The organism is Pseudomonas sp. BGA-UO-ETr-WB11 (assembly GCF_059567785.1).
In genome coordinates this window covers 208,428-226,853 of sequence record NZ_JCAQOS010000007.1, presented here as the reverse complement: position 1 = coordinate 226,853, position 18,426 = coordinate 208,428, and the positions used below count along the sequence as shown (strand labels likewise).

Below are 18,426 nucleotides of genomic sequence, written 5' to 3'. Positions count from 1 at the left end.
CTATACCCTCCCCGCACTAAAATCTGTATTTTTTTGCCGAACCGTCGCTTTAACTTCAGCCAGCACGCAAGACAGCTCGTCAAACGAATAAACTTTTTTGATTTGCGAATCAGTCAAAGCAGGTAGCATTCGCTCAACATAAGCCCGATCTCTTGGATCTGCCAAAATAGCTATCGCTATAGAATTATTATAAATTGCCTCTACCAACACCGTAGATTTTCTTGCTAAACAAATTTTATTAGAAATAGAAGAGCTAAAATCGCTAACAAACACCACACGACCAGCATATTTATTATAATGCTCTAAATTATCTTTAGGGTGCAGCTTAACTGAAATTTTGTAATCCATACCCACCAGGTAGTCTAAGATAGATATATTTACCCCAACATCCCTCGACTCTGGAAAAAATACAATTTCATATATGGGTTCAACACTCCGGCCGCGCGAGAACATGTTACGAGCAACCTCCTCGTCATACACAAATTTCCCATCAGTCGCATACAACTCAGACAAATGCTTGCGTGCATACTCCGTTGTGCAGTAAAAAATATCACCCGCCAAACCTGCAGGTGTCTTAAATGCATATTCAATACCATGCGGAACGCAGACAGAACTTATCGAGTATTTTTGGCATAGCCGCATTTCAAGTATTGCAAACCTATCCTCTTTGTTGCCCGTATAATATTTATCGACCCGACTGCTTTTAAAAATCAGATTAAGATGGTACGCAAAATTTGACGTGTGAGCGATTCGCTTTGAAAAATAGTACAGTACATACCCTGTGTACCATCCACCCAGCAGTCGCTTTGACTCACTTAAGATCAAAAAATAATCGCGAACGGCCATAACTGGAACGACGAACAGCGAAAAAAATCTTTCACCCATCCCTCCGAATGAATACATTGATGAGGACGAGGATTTCTTTTGAAATAGATCATCATAATAGAATGCTACAGCTCCCGAATCATTCAGGAATCGCATTTTGTCGAACGATGCAGGGCTACGAATAATTGAAAAAGCAGGAGAGCTAATTTTCGCCCGTCCTCTGCTTTTCAGAAGTGTCAGCGCAGGAATGATCAACGAGCTGGCCACTACAACAATGAGTGATACAACATACAACATACAACTTAAAAAATAATAATAAAAAAAACCAAGATTGCATATGTGCAAGCCTATACGTCTTGCTGCAGCAGCATGAAGTGACCACACACCTTTGTACTGCCTAAATAAAATAGCATCTGCACCACTGCTATTCAACGTTGAGGCTGCCTCTGCCACCCTCAAGTAAAAATGCATGAAAATCTCATTTATATAATTAGACGCGAAGCCTACTGATGTAGCCTCTGAGTTAATATCTTCAATAAACCTCTCAGAATATATCGAATCAAAAGAGTCCTCACGGCCCTCAGACTTATGGCTCAACCCAGAAAGCTCAGTATACTCAACTATATTCTTCACCATTTCCTCTCCTGGGCTAATATTCAAACTCTAAGGCTTATTGCTACCATATTCAAAAATATTTGAAACATATCCAAATGTCCCGTATGCAAAATACAGCCCAGTCAACAAAACGCCTACATTTAGCCCTCTATTCACAGGCAGTGCGTAATATAAAAAAACAAAATACGCCATCATATTAACACGATCCCCTCCCACGAGAAATACAATCACTATTAGCGGGATAAAAACCAATACAGCCTCAACTTTATTTTTCGCATACCAGACACTTAAGGTAAAAAAAACAAACACCCTAACTAACTCCTCGACACCTCGAAAGCCATTATAGTAGGAATTAAACTTTGAGACCAATTGACCCGAAACAAGACCGACAGGGATTAATAGCAGCAACGCCAAAACCAAGAAAGCACTTGAAATTCGCTTAGTAATAACCACCCTAAATATTTGAGCACAAAGAAATTTAAAAAAAATTGAAAAATATATTATCAACGTCTGCGCATGCGATATCAGCGCGAGAAATGAAAACACATAAAATGATCTTAGCTTATCAATATATAAAAACGATAACCCAGCAAAAATGAAGCCAAACTTTAGTCTTTCGGCTGAGAAATACATAGCTATCAGATAATAATTTGTCAAAGTAAGAAAGGTCGCAACATAAAGAGAAGCTTTCCACCGCTGGAAAAGCGCTAACGACACCCATGCAAGTAAAGAATTTGAAATCGCGATGAAGAGATCTTTTTCAAGATAAGGACTTGCCAACCAAGACAAAAAAAAGTGGACAAACTCTAGTGAATCTATAGTGCCTGTATAGAAAACATATGCATCTCCTAGAGCCAATCCGCTTAAACCCTCATATATTTTCCTGTAATGAATTTGATCACCCAACACATAAAAAGGCCCAACATAGTAACTGCCAAAAAAAACAATCAGAACGACACACGAATAGGAAAATATTTTTAAACCATAATAAAGCTTTGCAGCATTAACATGCATAACCACTACCTGAATAATAAAAAACTTCGAAACGACATCACAAAAAAGTCGACAGACTCAATATTAAACCATCAAATTTACAACCTCAAAGCCAACTTTTCATAACCAGAATTAAGTCAACTCAACACCCCATTGATCGCATCTAAAATTTTCAGCTAAATACACTCTTCTCTGTAAATATTTAAAATCACTCTATCAGCACAAAAAATAAATCGCTCACAACTCCCTGGCTGTGTTTCACACCATACGAATTATTATTCCCCATTCAAGAAAGTGAAGAATCTCAATATCCTTGCATTGTCCGAAGGTGCTTTTCTGCCAAAAAATTTTCATGGATCAATAGATCCGCCCGACTGAGTGTATATATACATCATTTTTTGTAACATTAAGGTAGAGCGCCTTGTTTCCTTTTAAGTTAGTCGGCACTTGGTGAGGCATATACACCATGTGCTGATCTTCATTAAAAATCACTTTAGAGATACAGATGCTATTTTTATCTTATACCGCTCTAATTGGGCAATAGTCATTGACCACTTCAGACTGATACTGTTTTTTGACCTCAAGGACTTTTAAGATATCTTTGGGGTTTAGCAGCGGCTCGACACCTTGCACATTAAGATAAATATCCTCGGCTATCAGTTGGGCAGCTTCAGCCAACCGATCGGCACCGGTGAGCGCTTGATCACTGGTCATCACGGCATTAAACCCGCATCTGCGAGTACTTTAGCAATGTGCTCATCTTCGCAGGCAATGTATGCGGCCTTCTTTGGCAAAGCTCTAGCGCTCAGCTCTGCCCCCCCCCCCCCACAAGATCATGTTTTTACCAAGAAGAGGAATCAGCGGCATTCCTGGGAAACGTGAATATTTAATCCGGGCCGGGATGATGACCGTTTTCATATCGTATGCCTAAGCATTGAGCGCATAGACAGAAGTACTTGAAAGCTCGTAAAGCGTGGGAGTTATTGCTAATAGGGGCAGAGCGCCCGCCGCACTTCGGTACGCTTGGAACACTTTATCTGCCTCTTGTCGACGAGGGTCATCCGCGCCATAACCATCAAAACCAGCCAAGTAGACTGACCTTCCCCGACCGCTTGTAGCTATCGCTAGGGCATAGGCAATCACGAGTGAGGTCGGTAGTTGCGCATAATGCGCGTGAAAGGCAAAAGAGCCAGCCTGTACGCTCAAGCCAAAATCCAGTAATTGTTTACCCGCCAAAGCTAACTGCACATCATCCGGCAGCATGGAGGCTGGTGTAGCTAGCGGTTGGGGTAAGCGAGCATGGACTTCGCAGTCAGCGAGCAATCGCACTGGGTGACAGGCGGCGCGGATATCAATGAGGTCATCACTCAGGCTAAGTTGGGTATTCAGCGCGATAACGAACGGCTTCTGCTGACGAATAAAGCTTTCTAGTGCAGGGCGATGAGCCTGCACTCCTGGCCCGCTACCGAGTATCAGCACATCGCGCCCTTGGATCATGTCCATAGGGTTCCAACTGCCTCTTGGCTCCCCCCGGTAGAAGTGTCGTGCAGCCTCCAGCGTGGTAAGGCTGAACTTTTTGCCACCTTCGGTTTTCAGATGGTCAATCACCGCAAGAATGTCTTCTTCGCTGTAACGGCTGTCTCCGAGCATTTCCTGAATATATGACGGGTGAATGCCGTGCTTACCCGCTAAATAGTAATAGGGATTACTGCCCCAGCCGTAACGTGCCTGTAGCGGCTGGAAATGCTTACGAATCACCCCCATCAACGGCGTTATATTGGTAGTGGCACTGCGCTCGGCCTCAAGGGCCAGTACCAGATACTCTGTTTTGACATTACCCGGGCCGCGCCCCATCCCTGTAACGGTCCCATCTACCCAGGTCACTCCAGACTCAATAGCTGCAACCGAGTTCGCTAGCGCCTGCCCCATGTTGTCATGGGTGTGTATGCCTAAGGGACCAGACCAGCCAGCCTTGAAAGCTTCAATAACTTGGCGCGTGTGTGCCGGGCACATGCTACCCATAGAATCAGCAAAATAGAGTACATCTAATGGATAACGACTCGCCATTTCGGCCAGAACTGTTATCTCTTTAAGTTCACGATCAGCAACTTGCATTAAATTGAAGCCGACGGTGTAGCCCTTTTCTTTTAGCCATGTTGCTGCCGGCAAGGCTCTTTCAAACTCATGTACGTGGCAAGCAATCCGCACAAGCTCAATGGGTGAATCGCTCTTGGGGCTAAACAGCCGACTTAACTTTGCGTGCATCTCATCCAAATGACCCAGTATTTCACTGGCGTTGATCATGACGCCTAGATTAAGACCGTCCGGAATTGAAATACTGCGAATAAAGCTATCTGTTGTATAAGCACAGCCACCTTTAAAGCCATCGTAATTTAACGAGCGAAGGCCCAACTCAACGTAATCGGTGCCGATGCTCAACATGGCTCGGAGATAGTCTTCGACTAGCTCAATAGAAAAATTCCAAGAATTGTAATAACCACCATCACGAAGAGTGCAGTCTAATAATATGACTGGTTTACTTTGCATAAATTCCTCAGCTGAGTGGATGACCAAACATAGCTCCATGCTTGATTTTAAGCAGTACTTTAAGATCTCGATCAAACCAGTCCATCAAGTAATTTGCAAAAAACGTACATACAAGAGTCGCTATAGCAGCACCTTTTATCCCATAAATTGGAATAAGAACAAAATTTAAACCGATATTAATTACGACAGCCAAGGCTGTACGGAGTGCGAATTTCCGCTCCATTTTCTCAGCATTGAAATAGCGTGCCGACACAGAGCCCATAGCAGCAAACACTGAAGTCCACATTATGATATCCAGCACCGGGGCGGAATCTTTATATTCAACACCAAATGCAAATAACATTAAATAGTCACTTAGCATTGTCACAACGGCAGCAGACAGCACACTCAACCAAATGACCAATCTAAATAACTGCCGCAATCTTTTGTGGTACTCAACCAAGCTTCCTTGCTTCAACTTGATAATGGCAGGCAATAGTGAGACGGTAACAAGAGCAATCACAATGGCCCAAGCCTCGTATATTCTCACTGCGGCAGAGTACACGCCAACCTCTTGCAAACCCAGCATGTTACGAATCATCACTTGATCAATGCGCATGTACAGCTGAATGGCTACAGCCCCCATGACCATCGGCCAAGCACTTTTTAGCATTTGCTTTGCTTCCGCCCAGCAGAAAACACTAAAAAATATAATCTCTTTACTCTTGATTGCCGCAATGAAGAATATTATAGCCAACACCACGCTATCCAAGAGAAAAGCTACAACAAACCAAATCAAATCAGCCTGAATAAATATCAAGAACAATTTTAATACCGACACTAAAAACAAAGCCAGCGACTTACAAATTGCAGAATACTTTGCCTTGACTTGCGACTGAAAATAAAAATCAACTACTAGAAATGAAGTAAAAAAAACACTGGCCGCGATGATGCTGGTATAGATTTTTATCTCAAAAGTCTCACTCGCATTCCATATCACAGCCTCAACCACGATAAAACTTACTAGGGCCGCAACAATCATCATCCAAAAAGCCGTACCCATGAGTGATTGTTTTTTTTCTGGTGCGCTAACAAGTTCACGCACCAATATCGCATCCATTCCCAGGCGAGAAATAGCCGTAATAAATGTCGAGATAGCCAAAATATAACTTAAAATACCAAAGCGCTCAGGCCCAAGATAGCGCGCAATATAAATTCCGACAAAAACCCCAGAAACAATACGTAGAAACTGCTCAGCCATCATCCAGGACGAGTTAAAGAAATAGCGCTTGAACACACCCCCTCTAATAGTATCGAGCATATTAATCAACACCCCACACCCACAGAAAAACAATCACTAATAAAATCGAAAATCTCCACCATCAAAAGACACACCCCAATAATTTAATAACTAAAAACACCATAAAATCTTTACTTCAAGGAACCAGCCGCGAGCGCAAGAGACATTAAATTATCTACTTATAGATCCGCAACTGGCACAAGAGAACAATCAAGATTTAGAATTAACACCCTTAATTAACATGATACGAATAAGAGCAAAAAACACACCGAGCATGCTACCCAAAATCACACCGAGCACCAATATCAATAATTTCTTTGGTTTAATGGGGGTTTCAGATATTTCCGCAGCACTATCTAGCGTGAACACCGCAACGCCATCCGGACTTACACTGACTTTAGCCAAGAAGTCCAACTGATTTTCCAAGTCACGTAGGCCGGCGATGAAGGGGTCGTCATTCTTGCGATTTTGCAGCACATCCAACTCAGCACGAATGGCCTTGGCACCACGCATATACATCAAGTTGCCGTCAACGAACTGCTCCAGCTCACCATCCGATGAGGTTCTGCTAGCTTTTACCTGCGGTGCTTGCAAGCCGACCTTATCTGCTACCTTCAAGGCTTCGCTTAGACGGGCTATACGGTCTTCGCGGAGCATTTTGGCGCTATCACGCAGCACTGCGATTCGGCTTTGTATAGAGCGAACTCGCGTACTAATTTCTGTGGCAACAGTGTCGGCCATGTCTTGCCGGGTTTTATTTGCTACTCGATCGACATACAAGTTTGCCCACTCTGCTGCCCGGCCGGGGTCGGCAGATTGAGCCGTCACGGCAAATCGCTCAGGGCTGTTTTTAGCGTCAGGATTGGTGATGCTCAGCTTTTTATTGAAGCTCTCACGAAGTTCATCCTTGGCCGTTGTATCTTGGCCTTTCGTTTCGGCTGGCAGATATACTTGCTCGAAAAAGTCACGACGCAAACCGTCCGAACGTAAGTTCTGAGTAAACATTGAGTAGACACTTGCAGGCGTGAACTCTTTTAGCCCAGCCTCTGAGCGCCCGAGGTTATAGCCGGCAATATCGGCTAAACGCGGCGGCAGAATTGTAGATTGACTCTCATAAACGGGTGAAGAAAAGAACGCATAACTTGCAGCAAGCACCGTAATCGCAAGGGTTACCACGCTAATCAACAGTTTTTGCTTCCACAGATTCTGAGCAAGCTCAAACAAGTCGATCTCATCGCTATTTACAGTCACGGGCGTTGGGGTAGTCGTGCTCACTGGAGCTCCATTTTTACGTCGATATTGAATAATTTTGTTTGATTCGGCCTAGCTGCCTCACACCTTCGTTTAAGAAAATCCAAGTACATTCACCCAGTTCAGACACGCTACCGCCCTAGGATTTACCGTTGCTTTCCTAAAAACGATTTAGCTACAGATTTTACCGACATTGCCGGGTATTACTTGCGGTGCGTCCGTTCTCGATTGAGAACGGGCACGCCTGCTTATGAGGCTTTAGTGATACTGGCCAGCGGAACACTGATTTGTTGCTGACGATTGAGCAGATTAAGTAACAAGACCACCCGCTCATCGCCATCCATAGCCAAAAAAATGGCGTCCAGATCGGCAAAGCCACCCTCGGAAATGCGTACACTTTGACCCACGTGGAGCACAGGCGTGGGTTCTTGAGCAGAACGCTGCTGTAGCTGACAAATCAGCCGGATATCAACTTCAACCGGCATACCACCAAAGCTAACCACACGAGACACTCCGCGGGTCGATCGCAGAGGTGCCCAGTTTGCATCTGCCGCTAGCGCTATAAATAGATAACCAGGGAACAGCGATTGAATGTTGACCTTCCGGCGGCCTCGCACAATGCATTCATACTGATGCAACGGCCTAAAACACTGGTAACCCTGCCGTTCAAGGTGTTCTTGCGCACGATCATCTTGGCGTGGCTTGCACTGCACAAGGTACCAGGCGGCTTGGTGTGACGTGCAAGCTGACTGCTCAGTGCTCATCGCTGTAAATTCGCTCCGGATCTTGACTCATCTGAATGTGAAAAAGCCTCTATACAGAATGTCTTTGACCCTCTTTAGGCCTGAAGCCATTGGTGCCTTAAAAACGGGCGGTCAACTGCGCATCACGATGATGCCTATTCCCATACCGCTCGCTCAAATCGCGGCAAGGCGGCGTTGCACAGTACAAATGTCTGACGGTAACTCGGCCATCTACGCCACAAGCCCCCCACCCTGGCTGGTCCGTACGGGTAGAACAACCAGCGCTAGTACTTATTCTGGCACGAATGCCGTAATGAACCTTACCGATAAGTACATAGCCGCCCAATGGGGCATACATTCGAATGGCACACCGGCGGACCCAAAGTGCCTGATAACCGACAAACAGTAGATAGGACAGCGCAATAATGCACTGCTCAAGCAACTTGATGTATTGCTCAGCCTGCTGCTGATCACGGCTAAAGCCAAATTTGAATGAATTTTTCATAACGACAGGTAGCAGCTTGGCCGATGATGGACTGCATAAGATCGGCACTTTGAAGCCGGCTGCTAGCAGGTATGGAATGTGGCCTACATGATCGATACACGCACGGATGAAGACTAAGGCCTTAATACAGTTCAAGGAGAAATCAATCGGACTGCTGTTGACTCCTGCCCGACCTTCAGGCGAGATCTCCGCGACAGTAAATAGACAGCAGTCGAGAAGTACGACGTGTGTATCCATCCGCAACTGATGGCAGGGGCCCGTCACGCCAGCAATGGCGCCGTGGTACAGGATGTGCGGATAGCTCATGGTTAGTCCTTTAACTCGGGCAGATGACAGCGTCACATCATCCATGGACACCGACTACTAGACGAACGCATTACTGATCGACCGGCTAGCATTTTAGCGGGCGGCATTATGCCATGCAGAGCACACTCTGACGAGCTAGAGAGCTGCGTGAAGGGTTATCTGCAAGAGGCCAGATTCATAACGGCGGCATACAAGCGGGAGGGTATTGGTTCAACCCAGATCGTCAGCAATCTGGGTCATATGCGGGTAAAAAAATACAATCTGCTGCTGCGAGTTTAAGGCGCGTGTGCCGCTAGTCATGAAGCATCAACTGCGACTGCCTGAGAAAGCGTTGACTCAACCTAGATCGCCAGCAAGCTAGCTCCTGCGGTAGGTCGTTCACCTGATGCAGTCACTCGTCTTCGTTTACCCGATCACGCAGCTCTTTACCCGGCTTGAAGTGCGGGACAAATTTGCCGTCCAGGCTCACCGAGTCCCCCGTCTTCGGGTTGCGACCAACCCGCGGCGCGCGAAAATGCAGGGAAAAGCTACCAAAGCCACGAATCTCGATGCGATCGCCAGTCGATAGCGCCTGGGACATTTGCTCGAGCATGGTCTTGATGGCCAGCTCGACATCCTTGGATGAGAGCTGCCCCTGATGGGTAACGATGCGTTCGATCAACTCCGACTTGGTCATGGTTTTCCCTTCTATATCAAGCGGCTAGATCACTAGGTAGATCGTTTTTAGCATGTTGAACGGGTTTTGAACAGCCCACAATTTCAGCATGCTATGCAACCTCCATAACGCAGGCATCGCGAGCACGCTCGCCTCAACAGGTTTGAGTTTTTGCCCTTGTCGCGCTAACAGCATGCAGTGGCGACATGGCTTTTGGCGGGCTAAGCACCCGCTGTGGGTCGCGGGATGCTGTCAGCGCGAATAGCTGTGCGCGCCCCACGCCAGCAGCAGCTTGCGTTCAACAGGTTCGCGGTCAAGACCGCTCCCACGACGCTCGTAGGCGCTTTGGTCTACTAGGCCCGCATGAAGACGAAGCGAGGCAACCACTGCAGCAGGCCCGAAAGCTGAGCACAGCAGCAGTGCAGAAGTGCAGACACCACAAGGATGGACATGAACTACTTTTTTGCGGGCACAAAAAAGGGCGACCGAAGTCGCCCTTTTTCTGGAGTACCTGAACTTAGTTCTGGTTTTCCATTTGCGCACGGATCAGATCACCAATGGTGGTCGGACCTGTGGTTTCTACTTCTTGCTTGGTACGCAATTCTTTCATTGCGTCTTTTTCGTCTTCAACGTCTTTCGACTTGACCGACAAGCTGATTACGCGGCTCTTACGGTCAACGCTGATGATCTTGGCTTCTACTTCTTCGCCTTCTTTCAGAACGTTACGCGCGTCTTCAACGCGGTCACGGCTGATTTCGGAGGCTTTCAGTACAGCTTCGATGCCTTCAGCCAGGGTGATTACAGCGCCCTTGGCGTCAACTTCTTTAACGATACCGCGCACGATGGTGCCTTTATCGTTAACAGCTACGTAGTTGGAGAACGGATCGTCTTCGAGCTGCTTGATGCCGAGGGAGATGCGCTCACGCTCAGGATCAACCGACAGGATTACGGTGTCCAGCTCGTCGCCCTTCTTGAAGCGACGCACGGCTTCTTCGCCGGCTTCGTGCCAAGAAATGTCGGACAGGTGAACCAGACCGTCGATGCCGCCGTCCAGACCAATGAAGATACCGAAATCGGTGATCGACTTGATGGTGCCGGAGATCTTGTCGCCCTTGTTGAATTGACCCGAGAAATCTTCCCACGGGTTAACTTTGCACTGCTTGATGCCGAGGGAGATACGACGACGCTCTTCGTCGATATCCAGAACCATAACTTCCACTTCGTCGCCAACCTGAACGACTTTCGACGGGTGAATGTTTTTGTTGGTCCAGTCCATTTCGGAAACGTGCACCAGACCTTCCACGCCTTCTTCCAGCTCTGCGAAGCAGCCGTAGTCGGTCAGGTTGGTTACACGCGCAGTTACGCGAGTGCTTTCTGGGTAACGTGCCTTGATAGCAACCCATGGGTCTTCGCCCAGTTGCTTGAGGCCCAGGGAAACACGATTGCGCTCGCGATCGTATTTGAGAACCTTAACGTCGATTTCATCGCCAACGTTGACGATCTCCGACGGATGCTTGATGCGCTTCCAAGCCATGTCGGTGATGTGCAGCAGGCCGTCCACGCCGCCGAGGTCGACGAATGCGCCGTAGTCGGTGAGGTTTTTGACGATACCTTTAACTTGTTGACCTTCCTGCAAGGATTCCAGCAGAGCTTCGCGCTCGGCGCTGTTTTCGGCTTCCAGGACGCTGCGGCGAGAAACGACAACGTTGTTGCGCTTCTGGTCGAGCTTGATAACTTTGAACTCGAGTTCTTTGCCTTCCAGGTGAGCGGTATCGCGCACTGGACGGACGTCAACCAGGGAACCTGGCAGGAACGCACGGATGCCGTTAACGTCGACAGTGAAGCCGCCTTTAACCTTACCGTTGATAACGCCCTTAACCACTTCCTCAGCTGCGAAGGCTGCTTCCAGAACAATCCAGCACTCGGCGCGCTTGGCTTTTTCACGGGACAGCTTGGTTTCACCAAAGCCATCTTCAACCGCGTCCAGCGCAACGTGCACTTCGTCACCGACCTTGATGGTCAGCTCGCCAGCGTCGTTGTAGAACTGCTCGAGCGGGATGACGCCCTCGGACTTCAGGCCAGCGTGTACGGTTACCCAGTCACCGTCGATATCAACGATGATACCGGTGATGATGGCACCCGGCTGAAGGTTGAGGGTCTGTAGGCTTTCTTCAAAGAGGTCTGCAAAGCTTTCGCTCATTTTAATTCCTGTTGATCAGGGGCGGAAAATCGCCCAGCTCCACATTCCAGACAATGTGGGTTCGTTCAATTAAAGAAGCCATGCGGTCAAGGACTGGTTCCCCGCCTGTCTTCTTGTTCATCCGGCGATGTCGCGATCGGCGACTTCACTCAGAATGCGTTCCAGCACCTGCTCGATGGAGAGCTCCGTGGAATCCAGCTGTATCGCGTCAAGTGCCGGCTTTAAGGGGGCTATGGCGCGCTGGGTGTCGCGCTCATCGCGCGCACGGATCTCTTCTAGCAGACTCGCAAGGCTAACATCATCGCCTTTAGCCTTCAACTGCAAGTAGCGCCGACGGGCACGCTCCTCGGCGCTGGCGGTGAGGAATACCTTCAGCGGGGCATCGGGAAATACCACGGTGCCCATGTCGCGACCATCGGCAATCAGCCCCGGCGCTTCGCGAAAGGCGCGCTGGCGCTGCAGCAAAGCTTCGCGCACGGCAGGCAAGGCGGCCACCTGGGAAGCGTCGGCACCAATCTGCTCATTACGGATGGCTTCGGTGACCTCTTCGCCCTCCAGAATGATGCGTTGGCCATGACCTTCAGCGGCGGCGATGAACTGCACATCCAGATGAGCGGCAAGCATTTTCAGCGCATCTTCATTGGCCAGGTCGACGCCATGATTACGTGCAGCAAATGCCAGCAAGCGATACAGCGCACCCGAGTCGAGCAAACACCAACCGAGCTTGCGCGCGAGAATGCCGGCGATCGTGCCCTTACCGGAGCCGCTCGGCCCATCAATGGCGATGACCGGGGCGAGAGTGGTCATGCTTGCACCTCTTCGGCGACACGAATGCCGACCTGAGCCGCCAACCCGAGAAAGTTCGGGAAGGACGTTGCCACGTTGGCGCAGTCATGGATGCGAATCGGCGCACTGGCGCGCAGCGACGCCACGCTGAACGACATGGCGATGCGGTGATCGCCATGGCTGTGCACTTCGCCGCCGCCAATGGCGCCGCCGTCAATAATGATGCCGTCTGGAGTCGGCTCGCACTGGATGCCCAGGGCCAGCATGCCATCAGCCATAACCTGAATACGGTCGGACTCCTTGACCCGCAGCTCTTCAGCGCCGCGCAGGATGGTGCGCCCTTCGGCACAGGCCGCGGCGATAAACAGCACCGGGAACTCGTCGATGGCCAGCGGCACCAGGTCTTCAGGAATATCGATGCCGCGCAGCTTGGCGGCACGTACACGCAGATCCGCCACCGGCTCGCCACCCACTTCACGCAGGTTTTCCAGGCTGATATCGGCGCCCATCAATTTAAGAATATCGATGACCCCTGTGCGGGTCGGGTTGATGCCGACATGCTCGAGCAACAACTCGGAACCCTCAGCAATGCTCGCCGCCACCAGGAAGAACGCGGCGGAGGAGATATCCGCTGGCACTTCGATATGGGTCGCAGTCAGCTTGTGGCCGGACTCGACGGTCGCCGTACTGCCGTGCACCGCAACCGGGTAGCCGAAGCCGCGCAGCATACGCTCGGTGTGATCGCGGGTCGGTGCAGGCTCGGTAACGGCCGTCTCACCCGCCGCATACAAACCCGCCAGCAGCAGGCTGGATTTGACCTGGGCACTGGCCATCGGCATCTCGTAGCTCATCCCGGTCAGGCGCTGACCACCGCGAATCACCAGCGGCGGTCGCCCTTCTGCTGCCGTTTCGATCACCGCGCCCATTTCGCGCAGCGGCTTGGCCACGCGATTCATCGGTCGCTTGGACAGCGACGCATCGCCAGTCAGGGTGGTGTCGAATGCCTGGGCGGCCAGCAAGCCCGAAAGCAGGCGCATGGAGGTGCCCGAGTTACCCAGGTACAGCGGCCCCGGCGGCGCCTGCAAGCCGTGCAAGCCGACGCCATGGATGGTGACGCGACCATGCTGCGGACCTTCGATAACCACGCCCATGTCGCGAAAGGCCTGCAGGGTCGCCAGGGCGTCTTCGCCCTCAAGGAAACCTTCGACCTCAGTGGTGCCTTCGGCTAGCGAGCCGAGCATGATCGAGCGGTGCGAAATGGATTTGTCGCCCGGAACACGAATCCGGCCCGACAGGCTGCCGCCCGGCTGGGCGAGGTAAATCAGATCATTCGAATGCATAGCGTCCACATAAGCCCTGCGGGCCAAAATTTTGCTGAAATGCTCACGTGCTACCCGAGCGCGAGTAAACACGCCCAGCATGTGATGTCCGTCGCCAGTGTCGATCGCCGCGCGCAAGGCGTCGAGATCGCCACGAAAGGCATCGAGTATCCGCAACACCGCATCGCGATTGGTGAGAAAAATGTCATGCCACATCACTGGATCGCTGCCGGCAATCCGGGTGAAATCACGAAAACCACCGGCGGCGTAGCGGAATATCTCTAGGTTCTCGCTGCGTTTGGCCAGCGAGTCAACCAAACCGAAGGCCAGTAAATGCGGCAGATGGCTGGTGGCGGCGAGCACTTCGTCGTGATGCTCGACGTCCATGTGCTCGACATCGGCGCCCAACTCGCGCCAGAGCCGATCAACTATCTGCAACGCAGCGCCATCGGTATCCGCCAACGGCGTAAGAATCACCTTATGACGGCGGAACAGCTGACCATTACTGGCCTCTACCCCGCTCTGCTCGGAGCCGGCAATGGGGTGTCCAGGGACAAAACGCGGCGGCACACCGTCGAAAGCCAGCGCTGCAGCACGGACCACATTGCCTTTGGCGCTGCCCACGTCCGTCAGCACGGCATCACCCAACGGCAACTGCGCCAAGGCGCCCAGCAGCTTTTGCATGGCCAGAATCGGCACCGCCAGCTGGATCACATCCGCGCCCACGCAAGCCGCTGCCAAGTCTTCCTCGCAGCGATCAACCACGCCCAACTCGACCGCCATGCGGCGGGATTCGGGATCGAGGTCGACGCCGATCACTTCGCGAAACAAGCCTTTGTCGCGTAAGCCCTTGGCAAACGAGCCGCCGATCAAACCCAGACCCACCACCACCAGCCGACCCAACGCCGGTGCCGCAACGGCCTCAGCCACGGGGCAACACCTTGGCCAGCGCCTCAAGGAAACGAGCATTCTCAGCCGGCAGGCCGATGGAGATGCGCAGGTAAGTCGGCATACCGTAGTTGGCCACTGGCCGCACGATGACGCCCTCACGCAGCAGCGCCTGAAAAATCGGCATGGCTTCGCAGCCTAGGTCCACGGCAATAAAGTTGGCCTTGGAGGCAATCCAGCTCAAACCCAGCTGACGGAAACCCGCTTCCAGCTGTGCCATGCCCTGGTCGTTGATCGTGCGACTAGCCGCCAGATAGTCGCTGTCGGCCAACGCAGCACAAGCCGCCGCCAGTGCCAAGCTGTTGACGTTGAATGGCTGGCGCACACGATTGAGCACATCGGCAATCTGCGCCGAGCAAATGCCGTAACCCACCCGCAACGCCGCCAAGCCATAAGCCTTGGAGAAGGTGCGCGAAACCAGCAGGTTCGGGTAACGGGCCAGATAGGTCAGGCCATCGGGCAATTCATCGCCTTCAGCATACTCGATATAGGCCTCATCCAGCACCACCAGCACGCTTTCCGGCACCCGTGAAAGGAATGCCTCAAGCGCCTGCGGACCAAACCAGGTACCGGTTGGGTTATTGGGGTTGGCGATAAAGACCACACGGGTCTGGGCATCAATCGCCGCCAGCATGGCGTCGAGGTCATGGCCAAAGGCCTTGGCCGGCACCACGTGCGCGTCGGCACCGACGGCCTGGGTGACGATCGGATAGACCGCAAAGGCGTGCTCGCTGAACACCGCATTCAAGCCGGGCGCCAAATAGGCGCGGGCCACCAGCTCGAGAATATCGTTGGAACCGTTACCCAGCGTCACCTGGCTGACCTGCACACCGCAGCGTTGCGCCAGGGCGCTTTTCAGGGCAAAGCCATTGCCATCGGGATAGCGCGTCAACTCACCCAGAGCCTGACCAATCGCTTCCAGCGCGCGCGGGCTGGGGCCCAGCGGGTTTTCGTTGCTGGCCAGTTTGACAATCTGCAGCGGGTCGAGATTCAGCTCGCGCGCCAGCTCATCGACCGGCTTACCCGGTACATAGGGAGACAGCTTCTGCACGCCCGGCAAGGCCTGGGCAAGAAAATCGGTCATACACACGCCTCGAACTGCAGGTTACGGCCAAGCGGGTTTTGCACAACGTTGCGCTCTGCTTTCGCTGCAGGAGTGGCTTTAGTCGCACATTTCGCGGCTAAAGCGGCTCCTACAGAAAAGCGCGCTAGCTGATGCATCAGCCAAGCGGCCATAAGTGCTTTTAAAGTACCGCTTTCGGGTAAGAGCCAAGCACCTTGAGGGCCACGGCTTCCTGATTGATCTGCTCCAGCACGGCACTGATCAGTGGATCACGGTGATGGCCGACAAAATCGATAAAGAAGGCGTAAGTCCACTTACCACTGCGCGACGGCCGCGTTTCAATGCGCGTCAGGTCGATGCCGCTGGTATGGAACGGCACCAGCAACTCGTGCAGCGCGCCCGGCTTGTTGCGCATGGAGACAATGACCGAAGTCTTGTCGTCGCCGGTAGGCGGCACTTCCTGGCTGCCGATGATCAGGAAGCGCGTGGAGTTGTCCGGGCGATCCTCGATTTTCTCCGCCAGCTTGGTCAAGCCATACAGGCTGGCTGCCATATCACCGGCGATGGCCGCCGAATTCCACTCACTTTTCACCCGCTTCGCCGCATCGGCATTGCTGGCCACGGCCACGCGCTCGACATTCGGGTAGTGGGCGTCCAGCCACTTGCGGCACTGGGCCAGGGACTGGGCGTGAGAGTAGATACGGGTGATTTTGTCGGTCTTGGTGGTTTCGCCGACCAGCAGGTGGTGGTGGATACGCAGTTCCACCTCACCGCAGATCACCATGTCGTGCTCAAGGAAGCTGTCGAGGGTGTGATTGATCGCGCCTTCGGTGGAGTTCTCCACCGGCACCACGCCAAAATTCACCGCGCCGGCCGCCACTTCGCGGAACACTTCGTCGATGGCCGCCATCGGCACGCTGATCACCGCGTGGCCGAAATGCTTCATCGCCGCCGCCTGGGAGAACGTCCCTTCCGGGCCGAGGTAAGCCACTTTCAGCGGCTGCTCAAGGGCCAGGCAGGAAGACATGATCTCGCGGAACAAACGCGCCACTTCCTCGTTGTCCAGCGGTCCCTGGTTGAGTTCCATGATGTGCTTGAGCACCCAGGCCTCACGTTCAGGACGATAGAACACCGGCTTTTCCCCAGCCGGCAGCGAGAGCATCTTCACCCGCGCCACTTCCTGGGCGCAGCTGGCGCGCTCGCTGATCAGCTCGAGGATTTTCTCGTCGAGGCTGTCAATGCGCACCCGCAGCGCCTTGAGCTGATCGAGATCAGACATCAGCCGTGCTCCTTCTCGAACTCGGCCATGTAGGCGACCAGCGCTTCTACGGCATCCAGACCCACAGCGTTGTAGATGGAGGCACGCATGCCGCCTACCGAGCGATGGCCTTTCAGGTTGAGCAAACCGCGGGCATCGGCACCGGCCAGGAACGGCTTGTCCAGGCGGTCATCGGCCAGGCGGAATGGCACGTTCATCCACGAGCGGGCGTTCACGGCAATTGGGTTGCTGTACAAGGCGCTGCTGTCGATGGCCTTGTAGAGCAGGTCTTTCTTGGCGCGGTTGAGACGCTCCATGGCTTCGACGCCGCCCTGCTCTTTCAGCCATTCAAACACCAGACCGGACAGGTACCAGGAGAAGGTCGCCGGGGTGTTGTACATCGAGCCGTTATCGGCGGCGATTTTGTAGTTGAGCATGGTCGGGCAGATGGAGCGGGCCTTGCCGAGCAAGTCCTCACGCACGATTACCACCACCAGGCCACTAGGGCCGATGTTCTTCTGCGCGCCGGCGTAAATCATGCCGAACTGCGACACATCGATGGGACGCGAGAGGATGTCCGAAGACATGTCCACCACCAGCGGTACGTCGCCCACTTCCGGCACCCAGTCAAACTGCAGGCCGCCAATTGTTTCGTTACTGGCGTAGTGCAGGTAGGCCGCGTTCTTGCTCAACTGCCAGTCGTTCTGCCCAGGAATGGCGAAGTAGTCATACGGCTTGGCGCTGGCCGCGACATTGATAGTGCCGAAGCGACGAGCTTCTTCGATGCTCTTCTGCGACCAGATACCGGTATCGATGTAATCGGCAACGCCTTCTTCCGGCAACAAGTTCAGCGGAATCTCGGCGAACTGCTGGCTGGCGCCACCCTGCAGGAACAGCACTTTGTAGTTGGACGGGATGGCCAACAGGTCACGCAGGTCCTGTTCGGCTTTTTCCGCGATGGCCACGTAGTCGTCGCTGCGATGGCTCATCTCCATCACCGACAGGCCTTTGCCTTGCCAGTCCAGCAGATCCGCCTGGGCACGCAGCAAAACAGCTTCGGGAAGCGCGGCCGGGCCGGCGCAGAAGTTATGGGCTCGTTTGCTCACATCGACTCTCACTGTAATAGGACCGGC

At 52.2% G+C, this 18,426-nt stretch carries 14 protein-coding genes and 1 pseudogene; all 15 read right to left on the bottom strand.

What is annotated here, in order from left to right:
• The 15 genes and pseudogenes from AC56DI_RS11830 to serC all read right to left on the bottom strand — a co-directional run bounded on the left by AC56DI_RS11830 (position 1) and on the right by serC (position 18,399).
• Positions 1-1,461: a hypothetical protein gene (locus tag AC56DI_RS11830; protein WP_496346334.1), complete on the bottom strand. Its 1,461-nt coding sequence runs from the start codon at positions 1,459-1,461 to the stop codon at positions 1-3.
• 27 nt (positions 1,462-1,488) lie between these two features.
• Positions 1,489-2,454 (bottom strand): hypothetical protein, encoded by a 966-nt coding sequence (locus AC56DI_RS11825; RefSeq protein WP_496346333.1) that lies wholly within the window; start codon positions 2,452-2,454, stop codon positions 1,489-1,491.
• 498 nt (positions 2,455-2,952) lie between these two features.
• A pseudogene (locus AC56DI_RS11820) lies at positions 2,953-3,351 on the bottom strand (cytidylyltransferase domain-containing protein).
• 9 nt (positions 3,352-3,360) lie between these two features.
• Positions 3,361-5,055 carry an aldolase catalytic domain-containing protein gene (locus tag AC56DI_RS11815; RefSeq protein WP_496346332.1) on the bottom strand — a complete coding sequence of 565 codons (1,695 nt, stop codon included), beginning with the start codon at positions 5,053-5,055 and terminating at the stop codon, positions 3,361-3,363.
• Entirely contained in the window at positions 4,988-6,280 is a 1,293-nt protein-coding gene (locus AC56DI_RS11810; RefSeq protein WP_496346331.1) for a flippase, read from the bottom strand. The genes AC56DI_RS11815 and AC56DI_RS11810 overlap by 68 nt, the downstream gene beginning before the upstream one ends.
• 189 nt (positions 6,281-6,469) lie before the next feature.
• On the bottom strand, positions 6,470-7,534 hold the full coding sequence (locus AC56DI_RS11805) for an LPS O-antigen chain length determinant protein WzzB (protein ID WP_496346330.1): 1,065 nt from the start codon (positions 7,532-7,534) through the stop codon (positions 6,470-6,472).
• Between the two features lie 224 nt (positions 7,535-7,758).
• Positions 7,759-8,274 carry a transcription/translation regulatory transformer protein RfaH gene (gene rfaH, locus AC56DI_RS11800; protein WP_496346329.1) on the bottom strand — a complete coding sequence of 172 codons (516 nt, stop codon included), beginning with the start codon at positions 8,272-8,274 and terminating at the stop codon, positions 7,759-7,761.
• Positions 8,275-8,371: 97 nt separating this feature from the next.
• A complete protein-coding gene (locus AC56DI_RS11795) occupies positions 8,372-9,064 on the bottom strand; it encodes an MBL fold metallo-hydrolase (protein ID WP_496346328.1) in 693 nt (230 codons plus the stop codon).
• A 391-nt stretch (positions 9,065-9,455) separates the two neighbouring features.
• A complete protein-coding gene (ihfB, locus tag AC56DI_RS11790) occupies positions 9,456-9,740 on the bottom strand; it encodes an integration host factor subunit beta (protein WP_324519592.1) in 285 nt (94 codons plus the stop codon).
• A 496-nt stretch (positions 9,741-10,236) separates the two neighbouring features.
• Entirely contained in the window at positions 10,237-11,919 is a 1,683-nt protein-coding gene (gene rpsA / locus AC56DI_RS11785) for a 30S ribosomal protein S1 (RefSeq protein ID WP_324519591.1), read from the bottom strand.
• Between the two features lie 117 nt (positions 11,920-12,036).
• Positions 12,037-12,726 (bottom strand): (d)CMP kinase, encoded by a 690-nt coding sequence (gene cmk / locus AC56DI_RS11780; RefSeq protein ID WP_324519590.1) that lies wholly within the window; start codon positions 12,724-12,726, stop codon positions 12,037-12,039.
• Entirely contained in the window at positions 12,723-14,954 is a 2,232-nt protein-coding gene (locus AC56DI_RS11775; RefSeq protein WP_496346327.1) for a bifunctional prephenate dehydrogenase/3-phosphoshikimate 1-carboxyvinyltransferase, read from the bottom strand. Before AC56DI_RS11775 ends, cmk begins: the two co-directional genes overlap by 4 nt.
• Positions 14,947-16,056, bottom strand: coding sequence for a histidinol-phosphate transaminase (hisC, locus tag AC56DI_RS11770; protein ID WP_496346326.1), 1,110 nt, complete (start codon positions 16,054-16,056; stop codon positions 14,947-14,949). The genes AC56DI_RS11775 and hisC overlap by 8 nt, the downstream gene beginning before the upstream one ends.
• Positions 16,057-16,216: 160 nt before the next feature.
• Entirely contained in the window at positions 16,217-17,314 is a 1,098-nt protein-coding gene (pheA, locus tag AC56DI_RS11765) for a prephenate dehydratase (RefSeq protein ID WP_422587863.1), read from the bottom strand.
• The gene (gene serC / locus AC56DI_RS11760) at positions 17,314-18,399 is read right to left on the bottom strand and encodes a 3-phosphoserine/phosphohydroxythreonine transaminase (RefSeq protein ID WP_496346325.1); all 1,086 of its coding nucleotides are present in this window, start codon (positions 18,397-18,399) and stop codon (positions 17,314-17,316) included. The genes pheA and serC overlap by 1 nt, the downstream gene beginning before the upstream one ends.
• Positions 18,400-18,426: the final 27 nt, after the last annotated feature.